General features: G+C 57.9%; 17 protein-coding genes and 1 pseudogene. 9 read left to right on the top strand and 9 right to left on the bottom strand.

The genetic code is table 11. The features are described from left to right. Nucleotides 1–103: 103 nt before the first annotated feature. The 5 genes from CXY83_RS05540 to CXY83_RS05525 all read left to right on the top strand — a co-directional run bounded on the left by CXY83_RS05540 (nt 104) and on the right by CXY83_RS05525 (nt 3,741). The gene (locus tag CXY83_RS05540) at nt 104–1,006 is read left to right on the top strand and encodes an alpha/beta fold hydrolase (RefSeq protein ID WP_104196384.1); all 903 of its coding nucleotides are present in this window, start codon (nt 104–106) and stop codon (nt 1,004–1,006) included. A gap of 50 nt (nt 1,007–1,056) precedes the next feature. Next, nucleotides 1,057–1,317 carry a carboxymuconolactone decarboxylase family protein gene (locus CXY83_RS05535; RefSeq protein ID WP_104196383.1) on the top strand — a complete coding sequence of 87 codons (261 nt, stop codon included), beginning with the start codon at nt 1,057–1,059 and terminating at the stop codon, nt 1,315–1,317. A gap of 744 nt (nt 1,318–2,061) precedes the next feature. Beyond that, on the top strand, nt 2,062–2,490 hold the full coding sequence (locus CXY83_RS05530) for a PRC-barrel domain-containing protein (RefSeq protein ID WP_104196382.1): 429 nt from the start codon (nt 2,062–2,064) through the stop codon (nt 2,488–2,490). A gap of 316 nt (nt 2,491–2,806) precedes the next feature. Then, nucleotides 2,807–2,962 (top strand): hypothetical protein, encoded by a 156-nt coding sequence (locus CXY83_RS17625; protein ID WP_158251845.1) that lies wholly within the window; start codon nt 2,807–2,809, stop codon nt 2,960–2,962. A gap of 107 nt (nt 2,963–3,069) precedes the next feature. Continuing rightward, nucleotides 3,070–3,741 carry an isochorismatase family protein gene (locus CXY83_RS05525; RefSeq protein WP_104196381.1) on the top strand — a complete coding sequence of 224 codons (672 nt, stop codon included), beginning with the start codon at nt 3,070–3,072 and terminating at the stop codon, nt 3,739–3,741. Nucleotides 3,742–4,847: 1,106 nt separating this feature from the next. On the opposite strand, the gene CXY83_RS05520 is transcribed toward CXY83_RS05525, so the two are convergent. Continuing rightward, nucleotides 4,848–5,804 carry an SDR family NAD(P)-dependent oxidoreductase gene (locus tag CXY83_RS05520; RefSeq protein ID WP_104196380.1) on the bottom strand — a complete coding sequence of 319 codons (957 nt, stop codon included), beginning with the start codon at nt 5,802–5,804 and terminating at the stop codon, nt 4,848–4,850. Nucleotides 5,805–5,820: 16 nt separating this feature from the next. Here CXY83_RS05520 and CXY83_RS05515 point away from each other — a divergent pair, with 16 nt between their 5' ends. The 3 genes and pseudogenes from CXY83_RS05515 to CXY83_RS05500 all read left to right on the top strand — a co-directional run bounded on the left by CXY83_RS05515 (nt 5,821) and on the right by CXY83_RS05500 (nt 8,173). Further along, a complete protein-coding gene (locus CXY83_RS05515; protein ID WP_104196379.1) occupies nt 5,821–6,495 on the top strand; it encodes a hypothetical protein in 675 nt (224 codons plus the stop codon). After that, nucleotides 6,405–7,180, top strand: a pseudogene (locus tag CXY83_RS18550) (type II toxin-antitoxin system HipA family toxin). Before CXY83_RS05515 ends, CXY83_RS18550 begins: the two are co-directional and overlap by 91 nt. 42 nt (nt 7,181–7,222) lie before the next feature. Then, the gene (locus CXY83_RS05500; protein ID WP_146069864.1) at nt 7,223–8,173 is read left to right on the top strand and encodes a hypothetical protein; all 951 of its coding nucleotides are present in this window, start codon (nt 7,223–7,225) and stop codon (nt 8,171–8,173) included. Nucleotides 8,174–8,192: 19 nt separating this feature from the next. On the opposite strand, the gene CXY83_RS05495 is transcribed toward CXY83_RS05500, so the two are convergent. The 3 genes from CXY83_RS05495 to CXY83_RS18330 all read right to left on the bottom strand — a co-directional run bounded on the left by CXY83_RS05495 (nt 8,193) and on the right by CXY83_RS18330 (nt 10,458). Continuing rightward, nucleotides 8,193–8,423 carry a hypothetical protein gene (locus CXY83_RS05495; RefSeq protein ID WP_104196375.1) on the bottom strand — a complete coding sequence of 77 codons (231 nt, stop codon included), beginning with the start codon at nt 8,421–8,423 and terminating at the stop codon, nt 8,193–8,195. A gap of 58 nt (nt 8,424–8,481) precedes the next feature. Next, entirely contained in the window at nt 8,482–10,032 is a 1,551-nt protein-coding gene (locus tag CXY83_RS05490) for a hypothetical protein (protein WP_146069863.1), read from the bottom strand. A gap of 291 nt (nt 10,033–10,323) precedes the next feature. Continuing rightward, nucleotides 10,324–10,458, bottom strand: coding sequence for a hypothetical protein (locus CXY83_RS18330; RefSeq protein WP_255408729.1), 135 nt, complete (start codon nt 10,456–10,458; stop codon nt 10,324–10,326). 731 nt (nt 10,459–11,189) lie between these two features. Between CXY83_RS18330 and CXY83_RS17350 the strand changes: the two genes are divergently transcribed. Next, nucleotides 11,190–11,624, top strand: coding sequence for a hypothetical protein (locus tag CXY83_RS17350; RefSeq protein WP_146069862.1), 435 nt, complete (start codon nt 11,190–11,192; stop codon nt 11,622–11,624). On the opposite strand, the gene CXY83_RS05480 is transcribed toward CXY83_RS17350, so the two are convergent. The 5 genes from CXY83_RS05480 to CXY83_RS05460 all read right to left on the bottom strand — a co-directional run bounded on the left by CXY83_RS05480 (nt 11,571) and on the right by CXY83_RS05460 (nt 17,411). Next, on the bottom strand, nt 11,571–11,957 hold the full coding sequence (locus tag CXY83_RS05480) for a hypothetical protein (RefSeq protein WP_104196373.1): 387 nt from the start codon (nt 11,955–11,957) through the stop codon (nt 11,571–11,573). The genes CXY83_RS17350 and CXY83_RS05480 overlap by 54 nt on opposite strands. A gap of 288 nt (nt 11,958–12,245) precedes the next feature. Further along, nucleotides 12,246–12,590, bottom strand: a complete 345-nt coding sequence (locus CXY83_RS05475; protein ID WP_104196372.1) for a hypothetical protein — start codon at nt 12,588–12,590, stop codon at nt 12,246–12,248. Nucleotides 12,591–12,768: 178 nt separating this feature from the next. Then, nucleotides 12,769–14,154, bottom strand: a complete 1,386-nt coding sequence (locus CXY83_RS05470; protein WP_158251843.1) for a phage/plasmid primase, P4 family — start codon at nt 14,152–14,154, stop codon at nt 12,769–12,771. 430 nt (nt 14,155–14,584) lie between these two features. After that, nucleotides 14,585–14,896: a helix-turn-helix domain-containing protein gene (locus CXY83_RS05465; RefSeq protein WP_104196370.1), complete on the bottom strand. Its 312-nt coding sequence runs from the start codon at nt 14,894–14,896 to the stop codon at nt 14,585–14,587. A gap of 982 nt (nt 14,897–15,878) precedes the next feature. After that, nucleotides 15,879–17,411: a recombinase family protein gene (locus CXY83_RS05460; RefSeq protein WP_104196369.1), complete on the bottom strand. Its 1,533-nt coding sequence runs from the start codon at nt 17,409–17,411 to the stop codon at nt 15,879–15,881. Nucleotides 17,412–17,413: the final 2 nt, after the last annotated feature.

Below are 17,413 nucleotides of genomic sequence, written 5' to 3'. Positions count from 1 at the left end.
CGTCTTGGAGAGCACGGATGGCAGCCCGTCGTGAATGTGTTGACACGAGCTACCGCGAGTGAAAGTCTGAAATGTAGGCATCAGCGAGCGAAACGAGGACAGTATGGCCGAATTCACAACGGACACTGATCAGCTCACGGGGGTGCGGCATCGCACCATTTCCGTCGATGGGCTAGAGATCTTTTATCGGGAGGCGGGGCCCGCGGACGGTCCAACGCTCGTTCTGCTGCACGGTTTCCCTGCTGCGTCGCACCAGTATGCGCGCCTGATGGATCGGCTCAGCGATCGGGTGCACCTCATTGCACCGGATTACCCGGGGTTCGGTTACAGCAGTGCTCCCCCCTCGAGTAGTGACGGCGGGGACTTTGTTTACTCTTTCGATCACGTCGCCGAGGTTATCGAAGCATTTCTGGTCACCCTCGGCATCGACGAGTTCTTCATGTACGTTTTCGACTTCGGCGCTCCTATCGGGTATCGCATCGCGGCGCGACATCCAAATTGGATACAGGGAGTCATTGCACAAAATGGCAACGCCTACGAGTCCGGACTCGGACCGAATATGCAGCCGGTGGTTCAGTACTGGATAAATCAGGAGGAAATGGAGCCCGTCATCCGCGGAGCGCTTACAGCTGAGGCAACGCGCTCCCAACATCTCGAGGGGGCCGCGCATCCAGATTTCGTCGATCCGGACGCATGGACTTTGGACCAACACTGGCTTGATCAAGCTGGGCGAGACCAGATCATGCTTGATTTGCTCTATGACTATCAGTCCAACGTCGCGCTGTATCCCGCGTGGCAAGCGTGGATGCGCAAGCATCAGCCCCCCATGCTATTGCCCTGGGGCCGTAACGATCAGTTCTTTTTAGAATCAGGGGCGCGCGCGTATCTTGACGACCTTCCGTCTGCTGAACTGCACCTGCTCGACACCGGGCACTTCGTCTTGGACGAACAGCTGGACACCGTCGTGCATCTAATCAATGACTTCATCGGGCGACACACTCCATAGGAGCCACTCGAAGCACACGCACTGTAAAAACAAAAAGAAAGATAACGACAATGTTATTTGAGCAACGTATCTCCGTTCCGGACGTCGATCCCGAGGCCTTTAAACCGATGATTGCCCTTAAGAAGTACATCCACGCGGGAAGTCTGGGTGAACCTCTGTTGGCGCTTATAAAAATTCGTGCTTCGCAGATCAATGATTGTGCGTACTGCCTGGACATGCACGGGCGTGAAGCTCGAGCGGTATTGATCGCCAGCTTCACGGCCTCGTCTTTGCGCCCAGGAGTGAACTCTCGTCGTGTGTTTCCCCTGTGAAAATTCTCTCGTGTGAGGTGTCCAGTTAACGGGGGGTAAGGCTAGTACGCGCTGCATCCGCGGATAACTCTTGTCGCCGTGCTCCTCGCTGCGTCCGACCTCGGGCTCTCATTTTTTCTTAGGCATGCCGAGACAGGTCGCGACTCACAGCGAAAACCAGCGTTTTGTGACAGGAAGGCAAACGCAATTTACTCGCAGCCGATGCGGCGTCGATTGATGCGGTTGTTCCTCGGTTCGACCGCAAGATAGGAGAGTCGATCCCGTATAAAACAAGCTATTGCTTGGCATATGAGCCGGGATATCGAGGACACGCGTTGCTGAATAGACATCAGGAATGCGTATCCACCAACCGTTTCAAGACCATGCCTAAGCGTAGATTTCAAATGAAGCAACAAAAAGAGTCACGCAGAGGTTTTCTATCGTGCACTGCGGCTCCTTGACCAAGTGGACCCGCAGTCATAAGCTTTAATCATGGCTCCGCCCCTCAGCAGCGCACTATGTAATGTAAGAACTGCCCTGAGGAGTTATTGAGTGGAAAATTTTCTGTCGACTCTAAAATGAACGACCGTGTGGTCACCATTCATCACGGCAGCCAGCCGTCGACTGCAAAGAGACTGAGGTTCTCGACTGCTTGTCTAAGACTCGTCTAGGTAGCATCGACAAAAGACCCCCGATGCACAACCCTCTTTTTTGGACGCTTCCTTGCAATTCTCACTCTCACAACCGATTGAAAGGACTCGAATTATGACATCTGCAGAGCGCAGCAAGCTTGTCCGGCTACAGGACACCCATATGACCATCGCCGCGACGGATTCCGACATCCGGGGGCACCGAGTTCTCGACAAGGACGGCAATAACCTCGGGAAAGTGGACGCTCTTCTGATCGACGAGCAGGAAGAGAAAGTGCGATTCTTTGAAGTCGCTACGGGCGGTTTTCTGGGAATTGGTAAAGATAAGTTTTTCATTCCCGTCGACGCGATCACCCATATCGGCGATAAAGACGTCCACCTGAACCTATTGACCGACACTGTGGCCGGATCTCCGCCCTATGATCCCGATCTCGTTGACGACAGCGACTTTTTTTATGACACTTATGGTTATTACGGATTCTTGCCCTATTGGGGAATGGGATATGTCTACCCTCCCTACCCGTACTACCCCGGCCGGTACTAAGCCTGAATCCACCGGTCGGCGTGGGGGAGGCTATACGGGTGTGTTCTGACGCCTCAGATGAGACTCTAGCGGGGCAATGACCGCGTTCGGCGATTAAAAGTTGCTCTGGACATGTCCAAGATCGCAGGCAACCGTTGTTGCTGCCTCTCCACCGTCGATGAGTCGACGGGCGTTGCGGATTTCGAGGAGAGGGAAATTGTGCAGCTCTTGGTGACCATTGCCGCGATCAACGTGCGGAACCGTCTGGCGGCTAGCACTCACCAGATCCTTCCAGCGCAACCGGTCTATCAATCAGGCTGCTTCCACGATCGGTGGGATGGGCGGCAGGATCGCGGTTGGCTCTACCGCCAGCGCCGTGGCGGAACCGATCATCGGCTGGGAGGGATTGTCCCTCGTACCCGTTCGAGTCTTTCAGGGCAGCCTCGTCACCGGAGCGCCTGGCAACGATGTCATGGAGGACGGCGCAGCCTAGTCGGGTGGCGAACGAATCCGCTGGTGTGGACGGCCGTTACGTCTACGCTGTCAGATCAGTGGGCGTGTCGCTGTACTACTCGTGACTTTTGATGAAGGAGTAATTTTATGTTGTTTGATACATCCACCACAGCGCTCGTGCTGACGGACCCACAAAACGATTTTCTCAGCCCTACCGGTGCGACTTGGGAACTGGTCGGTAAGAGCGTCGAAGAGAATAACACCGTCGAGCACATTGAGCAGTTGCTCGTGAGTGCCAAAGCCTCTGGGTATGAGGTTTTCGTGTCTCCGCATTATTATTTCCCCCACGATCACCAGTGGAAATTCGGCGGAACATTGGAAAAGATGATGCACGAGATCGGCATGTTCGATCGGCCGGGGCCCCTGGATCTTGACGGATTTTCTGGCTCAGGAGCTGACTGGCTAGAGCGCTACAAACCGTTCCTGCAAGACGGCAAGACGGTAGTGTGTAGTCCCCACAAGATCTACGGGCCCGAGCAAAACGACCTCGTGCTCCAACTGCGTAAACGCGGAATTAGCAAGGTTCTGCTCGCAGGAATGTCAGCAAACCTGTGCATCGAAAGTCACCTACGTGAACTGCTAGAACAGGGATTTGACGTGGCCGTCGTTGCCGACGCGACCGCCGCCGCACAGCACCCTGAACTCGGCGACGGGTATGCGGCCGCCCTAACCAATTTCAACTACATCGCCGGGGTAGTACTTACCACCGAGCGAGCAATAGAAATGTTGGAATCCGCCGTATCCGTAGGAGACCTGTGAGCCGCGGTTCGGCAAAACCGTCGCTGGTCCCCACCGAGTCCTCCATTTATGACGATCTGCGAGCGGTTTTCATCAACGCTTGCTGAAGAAAAGTCCCGAACTCAGCTATACCCAAGAGCTGATGGCTATTCCGAGTGTCGTCGAACAGAACGTGCAGCAGCCATCGGAAACGATGGACCGACTGATGTGCCACGTGTACTGTCAATCGCGTTAATTGACGACGGCCACGGATGGGATGGTGACGTTCTCGGATTGGCGGGTTCCCTCTCTCAGGGATCAAACCGAGGCTGTCAGTTCTCCAAGAGCGCGCACGTTGAGCACACCATAAAGGCATCTGCCACGACGCCTACATGCGTGCGAGGCTCACACCCCCCCCATTCCAAACATCGTTACCTGTGACCGTCCCATCTACCCGAGCTAGGGCCTGGCCAGCGAAAGCTGGATGACCAACAGAGGACAATTCGGTCGTTGGTCAGCGGACGATGTTTGCGCCTTTGTCGAGATCCCATGGGAGTAGGACGAGAGTCACCTGCTGTGGGGTAAGGCGGCCGCTTCTGCACGGGTCTTGCAGGTGGTGCGGCTCACTGCATTGAGGGCTGCGGCGCCGGATTTTTGCCGGTATCGGGGAATAGGCTGCCATCGCCGAGGGCGATGCGGACTTGAAAACGGCACAGGCGTTCTGCAAGATCCAGACCCGCTGACAACCGAAATCAGAAACGCCAACTGTCACGGGCTGACATCGCGTAGGACTTCACCAGTTTCGTCGCGCGGCTGGGTGCCCGGACGCACTTGATGGATGAACCGCAGAGTTACGAGAGTTGCTGCTAGCCGTCATAGCTTGAAGATTAACTGTCTCGTATTCAGTTATCGATGGCTTGCGAGACGGAAACGACGACTCTGCGATGTGTTTTGCGCTTGAGTGTCCAGTGGGGAGTGACTTTCGACCAGAGTTGGGGCCGCACTGCCGCAGCCCCGTCTCCTGGGGACTCGACTCAGTTCGGCTCGGCAGGTATCGATTCCTTCGACGCTTACGCGACATGAATTGGCCGGGCCGCCGAGCTTTTCGTTCGTCGGCCCAGCCAATTCATCGTCAGGATTTTAAACCGTTACAGGGCGCCCATTCCGCCATCGACGCGGTATTGAGCGCCGGTGATGAATGCACTTTCATCGGATCCGAGAAACACGACGAGGTTAGCGATGTCGGCTGCTTCACCGTAACGGCCGAGCGGGATTGCCTTAGCAAATGCAGCCTGCGCACCTTCAGCATCGTCTGGGTTGAAACCAGCTTCCAACGAACGCATCATGCGTGTGTTGACCGGGGACGGGTGGACAGAATTCACGCGGACGTTGGACGGTGCTGCTTCCAAAGCGGCGACCTTCATCAGGCCGACGAGCGCGTGCTTTGATGTGACGTAGGGGGACAGGTTCGAGGTCCCGCTTAAACCGGAGACGGAGGATGTGTTTATGATGCTTCCGCTGCCGCGCTTCGTCATGACTGGGAGGACGTGCTTGAGGCCGAGGAACGCCCCGCGGACGTTGACGGCGAGAACGGAATCCAGGTCTTCAACTGGGGTGTCGACGATTGCGGCGACTTTACCTTCGATGCCAGCGTTGTTGAAGAAGACGTCGATGGTGCCAAACGCGGAGACCGTTTCAGCGACGTACCGTGCAACATCGGCTTCATCGGTCACGTTCGCCTGAATAGTGATCACTTCGCCGAGCGGTAACAATTCCGCCTTTTTCGCGTCGAGGGCTTCTTGGGATATGTCCACCAATGCGACCTTCGCGCCGAGGCGGAGGAAAGCGTCCGCTGTTGCGACACCGATCGCGCCAGCTCCACCCGTGATGAGGATGCTGCGTCCTGAGAAATTCGTCAATGTATCTCCCTTACTGCTTCTGGTCTGTAGGACACTTGCATGCCAGCACGACCAGGCCAGTCCACATGCAAGTGTTGTTCCGTTGATTTTAACAGCTTGTGGCGACGACCGAAAATAGGGGTGGTCTGCTTTGCGGACTTGCACACGTCGGCCATGAGGAGCTCCTACGTATGGTTGGACGTCCATTGTGTAGGTACGCCCGATGGGCGCAAGGGCAGCCGAGCCACCCGCGTTCGGGTGGCTCGGCCACGTGCGCAAGCCTCTCGGTTTCGCCACATCGACTTCGTCCCGTGAAGCCAAGATCAAGAAATCCCTCAGTCGCGTGCAGGCTGTCGCGGCCAGCGGTATTTCGCTCTCCCGGCGCCAAAAAGAGGGCCCCGAGCCGTACGTCGTGCTCACGGAACTGCTTATCGAGGTGGGCCGGGCTGCTATTGCTCAGGGGAACGTCATGGTGCTGATCCACGTCGACGAGATCCAGAACATCACCGACGAGAATGCGCTCTCTCAGCTGCTGATCGCTCTCGGAAATACCCTGGCGTACGAACAGCCAATCACGGCGCCCGGCGGCGTCAAAGTAGCTCGTTCGCTGCCGATTGCTGTGTATCTCACCGGCCTGCCCGACTTCGCCGACATGACCGATGCGCGCAAGGGCGCCACGTTCACACGGCGCTTCAAGACCACGGTACTGGCTGCGATCGACGACGACGACTTCGCTTCGGCACTTCAACCGTTCATCATCAACGGCTGGCCCGTAGCCGATGACCTGGGCGGCATCACGAGGAGGACATGGAAATCTTGGGATATGCAGGGTCTAGTCTCGGCGGCGCCCGACCGAAGGCCACCATCCAAGAAGCCGATGGAACCCTCTGGCTGCTGAAACTACCGTCGAACCGAGACCGGCGCATAGACACAGAAGCGTGGGAAGTCACGATACTTGATCTAGCCACGGCGGCTGGACTTCGTGTACGCCGCCACCGCCTGATCCGCCTGGACGAGCAGAAGTCGTCGCTGCTCATCGAGCGCTTCGATCGGAAAAACACGCCAGAGAAGCAAGAACGCGTCGGCTACATGTCAGCGATGACAGCAATGACACCCGGGCCGCAGAGTTCTGCGACTTACGAGGACTTCGCCGACACGATCGACCACGTCACGCTCGGGACATCCGCTCAGGATCTCCCGAGATGTTCGGCCGGGTGGCGTTCACTGTGCTCACTGGCAACGTTGACGACCACTGGAAGAACCACGGCTTCATCCGTGAGCACGAGGCATGGCGGCTCAGCCCGCTATTTGACGTGAACCCAACCCGCGCCGGCAGCCGAGTACTCTCGCGACAGATCAACAACAGTGACGACCCGTCGAACCGTGACGTGCGTCTACTCATCGAGGGACGAGACGCTTACCGCCTCACGAAACACGACGCCGCGGAAGTACTCGACCGTGTGACTAGCGCCGTCGAAACATGGCGCGAAATAGCGCAAAAGCACAACATCAGTACCGCTGAGATCGAGCACATGACCTCCGCGTTCACCGAAACTCAGATCGTGCCGGAGGGGCAATGTTAATAGACCTAATACACGTTAATAGAGATTCATAAGGGCATCGAAATGCAGCCTGATCCGGTTGATATGGAGACCAGCCCACGGTTGATAAAGTTATCAGCGCGCGGTACGGCTGATAACTTTATCAACCAACCCGCACGGCGCTGGTCCGCACTAAACTGTCGCGAATGCGCCAACAAGAGATCGGCAGACATGGACAGCGAACGCAAAGAAACCCTGCTCCCGGCTGGTTCCTTCCTTGGCACCGGCATTCTGTTAGCCCTGGACATCGACGGCGTGCTCAACATCATCGACATCGAACAATGGGAGCGAAACCGCAGGACCGGGCAGTCTCTCGAGAAAGCTATGCCCCCTGTAGTCGACGGATTCGAGCGTCGTCACGTACGCACAGCGCACGGCGATAAGTACTGGGTCGACGTAAACCCGGAGGTCATCGACGCCTTAGATGCGTTTGTAGCAACCAACAACGTCGAACTCGGTTGGCTCACGACGTGGGGTCCAAACGTACGGGCATTCGTCGAGCAAGCGCTCGAAGGGAAGTTAGCCGGCGGTTTCGTGCTGGCCAAGAGACCCGCGCAATCGCGCGGTGCTGTGCCTGCGGAATGGAAACGCACGGCGCTCCGCGCGCGCGTCGAGACCACCGGGCAGCCATGGATTTGGGCAGATGACGAAGAGATGGCGATTGGTCGCACTTCGCCGAACTTTGGCGACAACGCGATCTTCGCTGTGCCAAACCTGATGTTCGAGCCGGCACCGACCCTTGGAATCACTCTGGACGACGTCGCAGCAATGGAGAGATTTGCCGCGTCGCTCGACGTCGCTATACGCAAACGCGGAGCGTGCGAGCTTGGCGCGACATCGGCCGAGATCCACGCACTGCTTGGTGACCGGTTCCCGACGTTTCAGGCGTGGATGCGCGGCCAGACCATGGACGTGTGTCCAGAGCACGGTGTGGTCGTCCACCGCGCTGATCTAGAGAACTTCCTCACCGGATAACGTCCTGGCTTCGACTAGCTCACGGGACCAAACCTCGCTTGACCAGGTTGTCCATCGCCTGCTCTTGCGCGAGGAGAATACGCACGATGTATTCCGTCAAATTGGCTTGCTGCTCACTCGTGAGCGACACCCAATCCGGCTGCTGACCATTGGTCACAGCGGCTTGCTGGTTGGCGAGGCAGCGGGCGGTCTCGTCAATCAGATTCACTCGAAAGGTCGGCCATTCGTCGCGCCAGGTCGTATTGGGCATTTTCTTCTCCGGATTTCATTTTCTTGCTGGCCACATGGTCACACTGCGGTGCAGGCCTTCACGAGGACGCCGTTTCAGATTTCTGGTAGACCGGATTCTTCATGTATGCCACAGTCTGGTAACCGGGGGCCGGGCTGGTCCGAGTCGCCGGCAGGCTCTTCAATGACGCCAGCGATTTCATAGTGCTCCCGGTCGGGATAAAAACGTGAACCCACTCGTCGGACTCAGCAACGATCGCAACCAGCTGCCGGCCGAATAGCCCTTCTTCGGATGCTTGTGCGCGAACCCAGTGCTTGTACTCCGCGTAGATGACGCTGAAGAGCACGATGGGCGGGAAATGTTGAGCGTGAGTCAGCCAGAACTCTCGGACGTTGTCATCTACAGGTACCCTGAAGCCGGTCGTCAGATACGACACCGGAGCTGTCACAGATTGGCGTAGGGTTTGGGGCCTCGGCACGGCGTGCGCGGCTTTCGGGTCCTGTCCATTACGACAGCACGGGATCAGACTGACGGCGCCGGACTGGATAACGTAGCGGAACATTGTGGTCGACAGTCCGGGATGCCGGATTGCCATCATTCCGCGCTGAGTTCGCAGGTCGATAGCTGCTGCAATGATCGAGAGGACCTGGGTCTGGTTGACCACCTCGGGTAGAGGGTGGCCAAAACGCTCATGGAAAACAGCTTCCAAGTCGATGCCGAACAAACCGCGAGCGGCGATTCTGATTATCTCGTCCCTGTCGAGCTGCTGGACCCAGTACAAGTAGTCGGTCACCTGGCCAACGATCGCTGGAGCAGTCCTGCCTAACTTCAGCTCAATGTTGTGGATCACCCCGGTCGGAGCGATAGCGAGAAGATCGAGAATACCGAACGGCGTCGCTACCTGTTTGCCGATGATCAGCAGATCCGGTCCTAGAATCGACGGATGCGCCCGCAGGTGGTCCTCCAGCTCCGTCTCGAGCCGGAACGCGCGCAGCTCGGTCACTACGAATCGTGAGGCACTGGACTTTGCTCTCTGATCGCGGCGGAAGGCCCTGGACGCCGGTCCCTCAGACAAGGAGCACGAATCGCGTGTGAACCAGATCCAACCACTGCGGCGCCAGTGAATCGCGACGATCTGATTGAAGAAGTATTTTTGACTTTGTGGCGCCGTTACCCAAGCTTCGTTTTCGGACAGGAGCTTCCTGAAAAGCTTAGAAAAAGATGGACGAGCTTTCGTGGTCTTCCGTACGTGCCGTATGTACAGGCCCGCCCCCCGTGCCCATTCATCGGAGGTTTCCTCGCCGGTCAGCTCCAAGAACAATGGCATCAAACCGCTCGCGATTTGGCGTGGTTCGGCGCGAACGGTGTCGTGCGTCTGGTCAGTCACGGTCGACTGCTCATCGACGGCTCCCAAAGCGATCTGCCGACTGCCGGCGCGAGATGCTCCGCGCCAATCCTTCGCTTCGACGGGCGTCAATGCCATGAGCATGTCCGTGAGTGCTGCGATAAACGAGCCGGGCCGGTTTGTTAATCCAGCCACGGCTTCAGCGAGGCGCCGGACGGCGTCCTCTGAGGCACGCGAGTCGATGCGCCCGTCAGCGTTGTCAGAGTTGGTCGCGGAATGAGTCATAAATGGCATGTTAGAGGTGCTTTGGTCGCCTTGCGAGCGGTGCGAATGGGCCTTGGAGACCTCGCTGCAATTGTGCAGCAGGAAGTCTTCTCGATTACGAGTACAACTGAACCGTTCATCGGTACCAGAGGCTCTTCAAGAATTTACAGAATTGGAAGAGCGGGACCGTGCGCTATGACCTGACGACCGCAATCGACTAGTTGTCGGTCAGGTGCTGGCGTAAAATGCTCAGCGCCAATCCGAACTTTCCACGATCTCAATGACGGCGTTGACGTCTCCGTCTTCGCAAAGTCATTCCACGGGTGTTTTGCGCTCCTCCGCCACCAGGCTCGACTGTGGCGTCGCCATGAATCCGGCGACGCTGTGCCATCCCCACCGCGGGGTGACGGCCTCGATGATGTCGACGAGCCCGGGGAGAAGTTTCACAGGGGCGCCGATGTTGAATTGCCAAATCGACGCCGCGTGAGTAGTTCTCTTGCTCTCGAACGGGTAGTTTGTCAGACTGATCCTGACCTCCGCCTCGGAGTAAAAGAGGGAAGATCAAAAAGGGTTCGTTGCTGCGGGCCCTTTTCTTTTTTCAGCAACGACGGCTGGCAAGATGACTACTGCATGCCGCCGGCGCCAGGTGGAACTTCTTCCAAGATCCGCCCAAAAACCTTCAGCTGGCGAGGCGTCAGGTCGTCCATGCTGCGCTTTTCCATCGTTATGGCCCACCAGACAGTGCTCGTCATCGGGCAGCTCGGGCACGTGCGCGGCGAGATTACGCCGAAGGTTCCCATTCTGGAAGGGAAATCCCACCCGGCATCAAAAGCGTCCTGTGTGCTGAGCACCTCTTCACGGCCGCAAGTCTCGCACCAGTGCACGAACGGTTCGGTCGGGGAGTGGGTCGTGCCCTCAGTGCTCTTGACGCCGACTATAGCCGTGCCGACCTGCTCAGCGCGCGTGTTTATGGGGAGGTTGCTCGGGGGGACACAGCCAGAGGAGCAGACCCCTGGGTTGCGAGTACTGACATAGGCCTCGCCAGGGCACGCCAAGTCGGAATAGGCCAACGCATACTTCGAGTGGTTGCACTAACTCGAAGTATTCGAGTTTAGTTACGTAATTCCTATTTAGTATTCAGTCTTTCGTTTCGTGTTTGATCCTGCTATGGCCACGCTATGAGCGATCCACTGCAGCAGATCGACCAACGCACGTGCGCGTTCCCCGGGTGCGAGAACCCCGTCGCCAGCCCGGAAGCCGGGACCGGTAAACCGCCGCAGTTTTGCGACGACCCGGCGCACAACAAGGGTGCCGCCTGGAGGGCCCGCCGCCAGCTTGGCAGTGACTCAAGCCAGAGCGACGAAGCCGAGAAACGCCCCGTCGACGCCGCGCGTCAGCGCGCGGGGCAACTTCACGGCCAGGTCGCCGGAATGATCGAACACCTGAGCCTGCAGTTGAACGCTCTTGTCAAGGAGCTGCACACCGTGGCCGACCCGGATGCGCCAGAGGTCCAGATCGAGTCTGTGACGGCCGAAGCCGCCGAAAGGGTTGCTGCGGCGTCAGCACGGGCTATTCGTGCCGAGCAGGGCCAGCGACAGGCTGAAGCTGCTTAGGCAGAAGCAGACGAAGCAGCGTCGGAAGCGTCCGATCTGGCAGAGCAACTTGTTGCCACGCTGACTGCCAGCCAGCAGGAATTGGGCGATCGCCAGCGTGCGCTCGACGAGGAGGCGGCTCGAGCGTTGCATGCCGAGTCCAACTTGGACAAAATTCGGCATCAACTCTAGGAGACTCGCACCGATCGTGATGCGATCAGAGAAGAAGCCGGCGTTGTCCGTGGGAGCCTCGCCACGGTAACCGTGGAACGCGACGCAGCGCGCGCTGACATCGAGCGGGAGAGAGTTCACGCCGAACAGCGAGTGAATGACCTGCGAATGGCGCAGGAACATCTACTCACCCAGCTCCGCGGAGAGTTGACAGAGGTCCGCACAGGGGCACGCGAGCAGCGAAGCCGAGCCGACCGCGCGGAAGCAACCTCCGGCAGGTGAGACGGGGCCGGGCACGACTCACTGCCGCACACGCCTGATATTTCATTTCGGCCTCGACGATTCAACGGTCAGTGAGAGTAGTCCGTTTTCATCGACGGACTCAAGACTGACGGGATCTGTCCGTTTGCAGCCGTGAGCGTTGAGACTGCGGACCTGCACGAGGTGACGCGATGAAACGTCCGCATGCCGTCAGGCTGATTTCGAATTGTTTACGATCATCAACAGGTCGCAGACGTTCACGATTCGGTGCACTTCTTCGATGGCCAGGGCGCGAGCAGAAGGGCTGTAGTTACCATCCAGCACAGGTGGTGTGCCATGCAAGAGCCGATCAATGACACCTGCCCGGTCGAGGAATATGCCGCGCATGAACGGTTCGATGGCATTCGCAATAGACCGAGCTGCCTGCGGACCTGCCTCGACGAATTCCCCGTTCGGCCCGCCGAGGACGGGTGCGTGCGTGAGAACGCGGGCATAGCTTTTAGCCGAGCTTTCGTCCGGATCATAATCATCAGCGCCAGCATTCGGGTATGACATGTGTGTTCCTTTCACGATGGATGGTTCATTGACAATGCGACGATCAGCCCACGAGGCGGAGTAACCACAGACCTCGTTCGGCGGGCTGGGACTACCCGAGGATAGGGCCGGGGAAATCAGGCGACAAGCACTTGCTGAAGTGATTGCTGGAATGAAATCCCCGGCGGCTGCACAGCCGCTAGTCGGTGCTGTCCTCTTCGATGGGAGCAGATTCAGCAAGTGCGACCGGATGTCGGCGTACGAGACCCTTGTAGTTGATCTTCAACGGGGAGACTATCGACTTCTTCAGCGGGTCAATTCCGGTGTAGCTGGTGTTCATCCAGTCCACTAGACCGTACTCCGTGCTCAGCAGCTCAGGCACGCTCATGCGCTCCGTGGGGCGCACGGCAACAGAGCCCTTGTGCTCCCACTCCGCCGAGCCGGCGAGGTGCTCACGCAGGAACGCAACTAGCGCGTTGCGGCTCTCCGGTTTTCCACTCGGATTGGTCCTACGGAACCACTCGGAATAGAGGGCGTGCAAAAAGCCGAACGGCACGAGATCCCACGCGAGCTGGGGCTCGAACTCTTCCCAAAAGCTCAGCAGCATGTTGTTGTTGCCCCTGTAATCGTTCATTGCGTCCTGGCAAGCCTTCGGATTCGACAGCTTCGTGTGCTTCATCTCGAGTGCGCGTTTGAGGACGTACTCCAGCACCACTGGACGCTTGAGGAAGTCACGCTTGATGTACTTGCGCTCGGCACCACCACCGAACCACTTGTTGAACTTCACGATCAGAAGCCGGCGGTAAAACGAATCGCTCTTGTCCTTTGTACGCGGGGTGCTTGAGTTGAAGCACTGGATGTCGATCCCGAGAAATCGTACCGCAACGGGTGTCTTGTACTTGCGGTTCAAGGTGAATACGTCGCCGGTGACAGCTGCTTTCCAGTCAGCGATCCGGTCGAAGAAGTCGCCTACGTCGTTTTCGTCGACGAGGTTCACGCGAGCGTGCACAAGAGCCTCCATCTTGAACTCGTGACCGAAGTCGGCAAACTTCACAGCGGAGCATGCTTTTGTTCCCAAGAGATTCCTCAGCATCTCCACGAGTGTGCCTTTGCCATTGTTTCCCCGCTCAGCAGCGAACCAAATGGCTTTGTCCCACGGTGCGTAGGACCGCACAGCGGCGCTGATCACCTCCCAGAGCAGTTCCGGCAGGCCCTCGTCGTCGCTAAGGCTCGCGATCCAGGATTCGACGTCCCATTTCTCATTGTCGGGCATATTGATGACTGGGCTCTTAGCATTTGCGTTGTAGGCGGTTGGGAGCTTCGAGAGGAATACCCAGTCCGAAGAGAATGGGCGGAGGACTTTCTCGGCATGGTCGTAGACACCGTTCGCTACAGGGATCAGGTGTGGCTCGATCGTACGAACAACCTGAGGGGCATGGATCTTCAGACGTCCGAAGAGCGAATCGATCGCACTCTTTGTCATCGAGGGCTTCAGCTCGCTAGCGAGGGCTTTGATCCGGGCCTCTGACGTCGTGTATGTGCCCTCGTCATCGCCAGACTCGACGTACATTGCCAACAGCGTCATGTCATCCGCCTGGCCTTCTGACAGGTCCACGGCAACGATGCGATGACGGGCAAGCAACACCTGGGCCACGGTTAGTTCATCGAGCGTTTGGACCTTGGCAATGACTGGCGACGAGGAGTACGAGTCCTTGCGCCCCTTGTTCTCTAGGGAAATTACCCCATTAACGCGCTGGAGCAGCGCGTCACGGATCCCACCGAGTCGAATAGTTGTGTCGTCGAGGATGCTGGGCAGGTATTTGCTGACGACTTGCTCGACGAGGGTTTCCTTAGAGGTAGGAATGAATTCAGCCTTCGGGGCCGGCGAACCTGGATTGCGCTTCGAGCTCGAGTGCGCTGGGGGAGTAGGGGGAGTAGCAATAATCTCAGAGCCGCGAAACTCTTCTGAGAACGCCTCACCATCGGTGGGGCGGTTTTCTGTTCCGGGCATCGGCTTATGCACCTCGCAGAGTCGAGGCGAATGCAGCCATTATGATGTCGCGCTGCTCGGGCCGGAATGCTGGCGCCTTGGCGGCCATACGCTCGGCCCACTCCGTCAGCGTGGCGTCAGCGACCACCACCGGTTGGGGGGCAAGGAACGCGTCAAGGTCCTCGGGGTTGACGTAGACCCGGCCCTTAATCTTCACTGCGGGAAGACGCCCCGAGGTGATGTGCCGCCGGAGGGTGGAGAGACCGAGACCGAGACCGTCCGGGCGGTGCTTTACCGCGGCATTAAGGTCGATGAGGTTGGATGATGCGATAGCCATTGAATGCTCCTAGTACGAAGGAGCACAACGTCAAATCTCTTTTTTTTGAGGGGCTCAACTACTCTGGATAACGCACCAGCCAAGTGCTGCCATCCGCACCCCCGAGGGGGTCTTTCATGTGTGGGGCTCTAATTATCTGGGTCCTGCACCAGCCAAATGCTGGGACCCGCACCCCCCGAGAGGGGTCTTTCATCTTCGGGGCTCAAGTTTTCTGGATCCTGCACCAGCCAAATGCTGGGACCCGCAACCTCCCGAGGGAGGTTCGTACTAATTTTTCGTCACGACGCCTACCGACGATCATGATATAGATATCCAGTTGTGCGCTCGGATAGTTCCAAGTACTACAACGATATCAGGTAAGAGTGACAAGAGGGGACAATACTTAAGCGACTTTCGATAAACGTGGCGGCAGAGGAAGAATTTTGAGCCGGAGCACATGGAATGCTCGCGCATTCGTAGAGTGCATTTCTGTGATGAAGCGTTTCTGGAGCGAATGTAGATTTCTGTACAGAGCTTCCGCTACTCGTTTTCGTCTATAACTCAATGCTGTTGGGGCAATGTAGCGAAGTAGCGAAGTAGCAGGGATGAAACTAATTCTACTGTTCAGGTGAGGCAGAGACTTTAGAAATCGCTCACGTTAAGTTTCTTCTGCTACATCGCTACAAAGCTACATTTAGGAAAATGCCCTAACAAATAGGCACTTTCAGAGAGAAAAGCGTAGCTGTAAGCGATCCTGTGGCGCTACGCCGCGCTACGCCGCGCTACGCCGCGCTACGCTAGGCCGCCCGAGCCCGTGAGCCTGCTTCGTGCGCTGCGCCGCAACCGATGTAAACGTGCTCCGTAGTCCTGCACCACAGACACTGAGCAGGGCCGAAAGGATGAAGCGAGGAAGCTTTGCCAGGCACTGCGTATTTCCACGACTTGCTCGGTCGGTCTGTCATTCCGACCGAGCAGGGCACAAGCACGTCAGGGCCGTCCCCGCTCACCGCCAGCCGGGCTCGACCCGTTCGTAGTTGATGCCCTTTTGACCCGCCCATCCCTTGCCGATGCGGTTGATCCTTGGTGCCATCACTGCACGGATCAGACGCCGCTTCTTCGCGAGCTCCATATCCGTCCACTCCAAGCGGATAGCCCCGCCGGACAATAGCGTCAACACGAACGGATCCATCTCCGAGAGTTTCTCAAGCCTCGCCTGTGCTGCCTTGATCATCGGCTCGATCCTGGCTTCTTGATCGAGCAGCAGATTGAACCGCAGCTTGGCCGCGGCGTCCGCGCGTACCTCGTTCAGATAGGCGTGGTATCCGGCGATCTCCTCGAGCACAGCCCGGCGGTCAGTGTCGTTGCCCTCGCCCCGCTCGCCGACCATCGCCAGGAAGTCCGGCCGCTCCAGCCGAGTAAGCACCAGCTCGGTCACCACCGTGTCGAGGTGCTCCTGGCGCATGGCGACGTGGAATCCCTTCTTGCCGTCAGGTCCCGGCCGCCCTGGCACGCCTGAGCATACATAGGTGAGATAAGTCTTCCTCGGCAGAGGATTGCCCTCATCGTCCAGCTTCTTGGCCCCCGCGTTCTGCTTACCGACGCGTGTCGGTGCCCCACAGACTCCACACAGAGCAATCCCGGCCAAGAGATGCTTTGCGGGCCAGTCGTTCGTCCGCTTGTGCTCTGGGGGCGACATGACGATTTGAAGTTTCTGCCATGTCACGAAGTCGATAAGCGCTGGCCACATGGCGTCGCCGACGATCTCACCCTGATGCTGCCGTTTTCCAGCGTATGCCGGCATCGAGAGCATCTGCTTCACTGCCGGGGGAGTCCAGCCGTAGTTCTTGCGGTGTTCCTTACGCGTCGGACGCCGCTGTGCAATCCCGCGCTCGTTGAAGTCTTTCGCTATGGCATAGAACGTATCGCCATCTAATACGCGGCGCGCGGCCTCTTTTACGATCGGCGCCTGCGCGGGGTGCTCTTCAACCCGCAGCAGTTCCCGTGTCTGCTCGTCGTACACACGTATGAAACCGTAGACATTCTTACCATGTGGTTTCCCCTTCTCAGCCGCAGCACGCACATCTCTGCGGATGCGCTCGGACGTCTTCTCAGATTCATACTCAGCGTCCACGGCATCTTCGAGCAGGCTCCGCCGATCACGGGCGTTCGCTGGGTCGTAGAGCCGGCCATGCGTCGTTACCCAGATTCGCACGCTGCGCGCCTTGCATAGGTCGACCAAGTCCACCCATTCGCCGACCCGACGCGATCCGCGGCTTGACTCCCAGATCGCCAGCACCTCGGCCCCGAACGTGTCGTTCTCCAGATCGTCGATCAGTCGATTGAAGTCCTCGCGGACCTTCGTTGCGTAGCGACTGGCGCTGCGGTCGGTGTCGCGATAAGCCGGCTCCTGATGTAAATTCCAGCCTTGACGCTTGATTGATGCTACGTTCTCATCATGCTGTTGATCGGGGCTTTTTCCCGTAAGCTTCCGGTCCTTCGAGACTCTCAAATACTCGCGAACGCTCAGTTCTAACATAG

It is taken from the genome of Cryobacterium sp. M15, from assembly GCF_002929675.1.
Classification (GTDB): Bacteria; Actinomycetota; Actinomycetes; order Actinomycetales; family Microbacteriaceae; genus Cryobacterium; species Cryobacterium lyxosi.
This window is presented reverse-complemented; position numbering and strand designations above follow the sequence as displayed.

Coding starts and splice junctions, on each gene's coding strand:
- CXY83_RS05465 (WP_104196370.1), bottom strand. CDS start 14,896: ATGGCTATCGCATCATCCAACCTCATCGACCTTAATGCCGCGGTAAAG.
- CXY83_RS05490 (WP_146069863.1), bottom strand. CDS start 10,032: ATGACTCATTCCGCGACCAACTCTGACAACGCTGACGGGCGCATCGAC.
- CXY83_RS05515 (WP_104196379.1), top strand. CDS start 5,821: ATGGGCGCAAGGGCAGCCGAGCCACCCGCGTTCGGGTGGCTCGGCCAC.
- CXY83_RS05525 (WP_104196381.1), top strand. CDS start 3,070: ATGTTGTTTGATACATCCACCACAGCGCTCGTGCTGACGGACCCACAA.
- CXY83_RS05460 (WP_104196369.1), bottom strand. CDS start 17,411: ATGTTAGAACTGAGCGTTCGCGAGTATTTGAGAGTCTCGAAGGACCGG.
- CXY83_RS05540 (WP_104196384.1), top strand. CDS start 104: ATGGCCGAATTCACAACGGACACTGATCAGCTCACGGGGGTGCGGCAT.
- CXY83_RS05475 (WP_104196372.1), bottom strand. CDS start 12,590: ATGTCATACCCGAATGCTGGCGCTGATGATTATGATCCGGACGAAAGC.
- CXY83_RS05495 (WP_104196375.1), bottom strand. CDS start 8,423: ATGCCCAATACGACCTGGCGCGACGAATGGCCGACCTTTCGAGTGAAT.
- CXY83_RS17625 (WP_158251845.1), top strand. CDS start 2,807: ATGGGCGGCAGGATCGCGGTTGGCTCTACCGCCAGCGCCGTGGCGGAA.
- CXY83_RS05535 (WP_104196383.1), top strand. CDS start 1,057: ATGTTATTTGAGCAACGTATCTCCGTTCCGGACGTCGATCCCGAGGCC.
- CXY83_RS05470 (WP_158251843.1), bottom strand. CDS start 14,154: ATGACGCTGTTGGCAATGTACGTCGAGTCTGGCGATGACGAGGGCACA.
- CXY83_RS05530 (WP_104196382.1), top strand. CDS start 2,062: ATGACATCTGCAGAGCGCAGCAAGCTTGTCCGGCTACAGGACACCCAT.
- CXY83_RS05480 (WP_104196373.1), bottom strand. CDS start 11,957: ATGTTCCTGCGCCATTCGCAGGTCATTCACTCGCTGTTCGGCGTGAAC.
- CXY83_RS05520 (WP_104196380.1), bottom strand. CDS start 5,804: ATGGACGTCCAACCATACGTAGGAGCTCCTCATGGCCGACGTGTGCAA.
- CXY83_RS05500 (WP_146069864.1), top strand. CDS start 7,223: ATGCAGCCTGATCCGGTTGATATGGAGACCAGCCCACGGTTGATAAAG.
- CXY83_RS17350 (WP_146069862.1), top strand. CDS start 11,190: ATGAGCGATCCACTGCAGCAGATCGACCAACGCACGTGCGCGTTCCCC.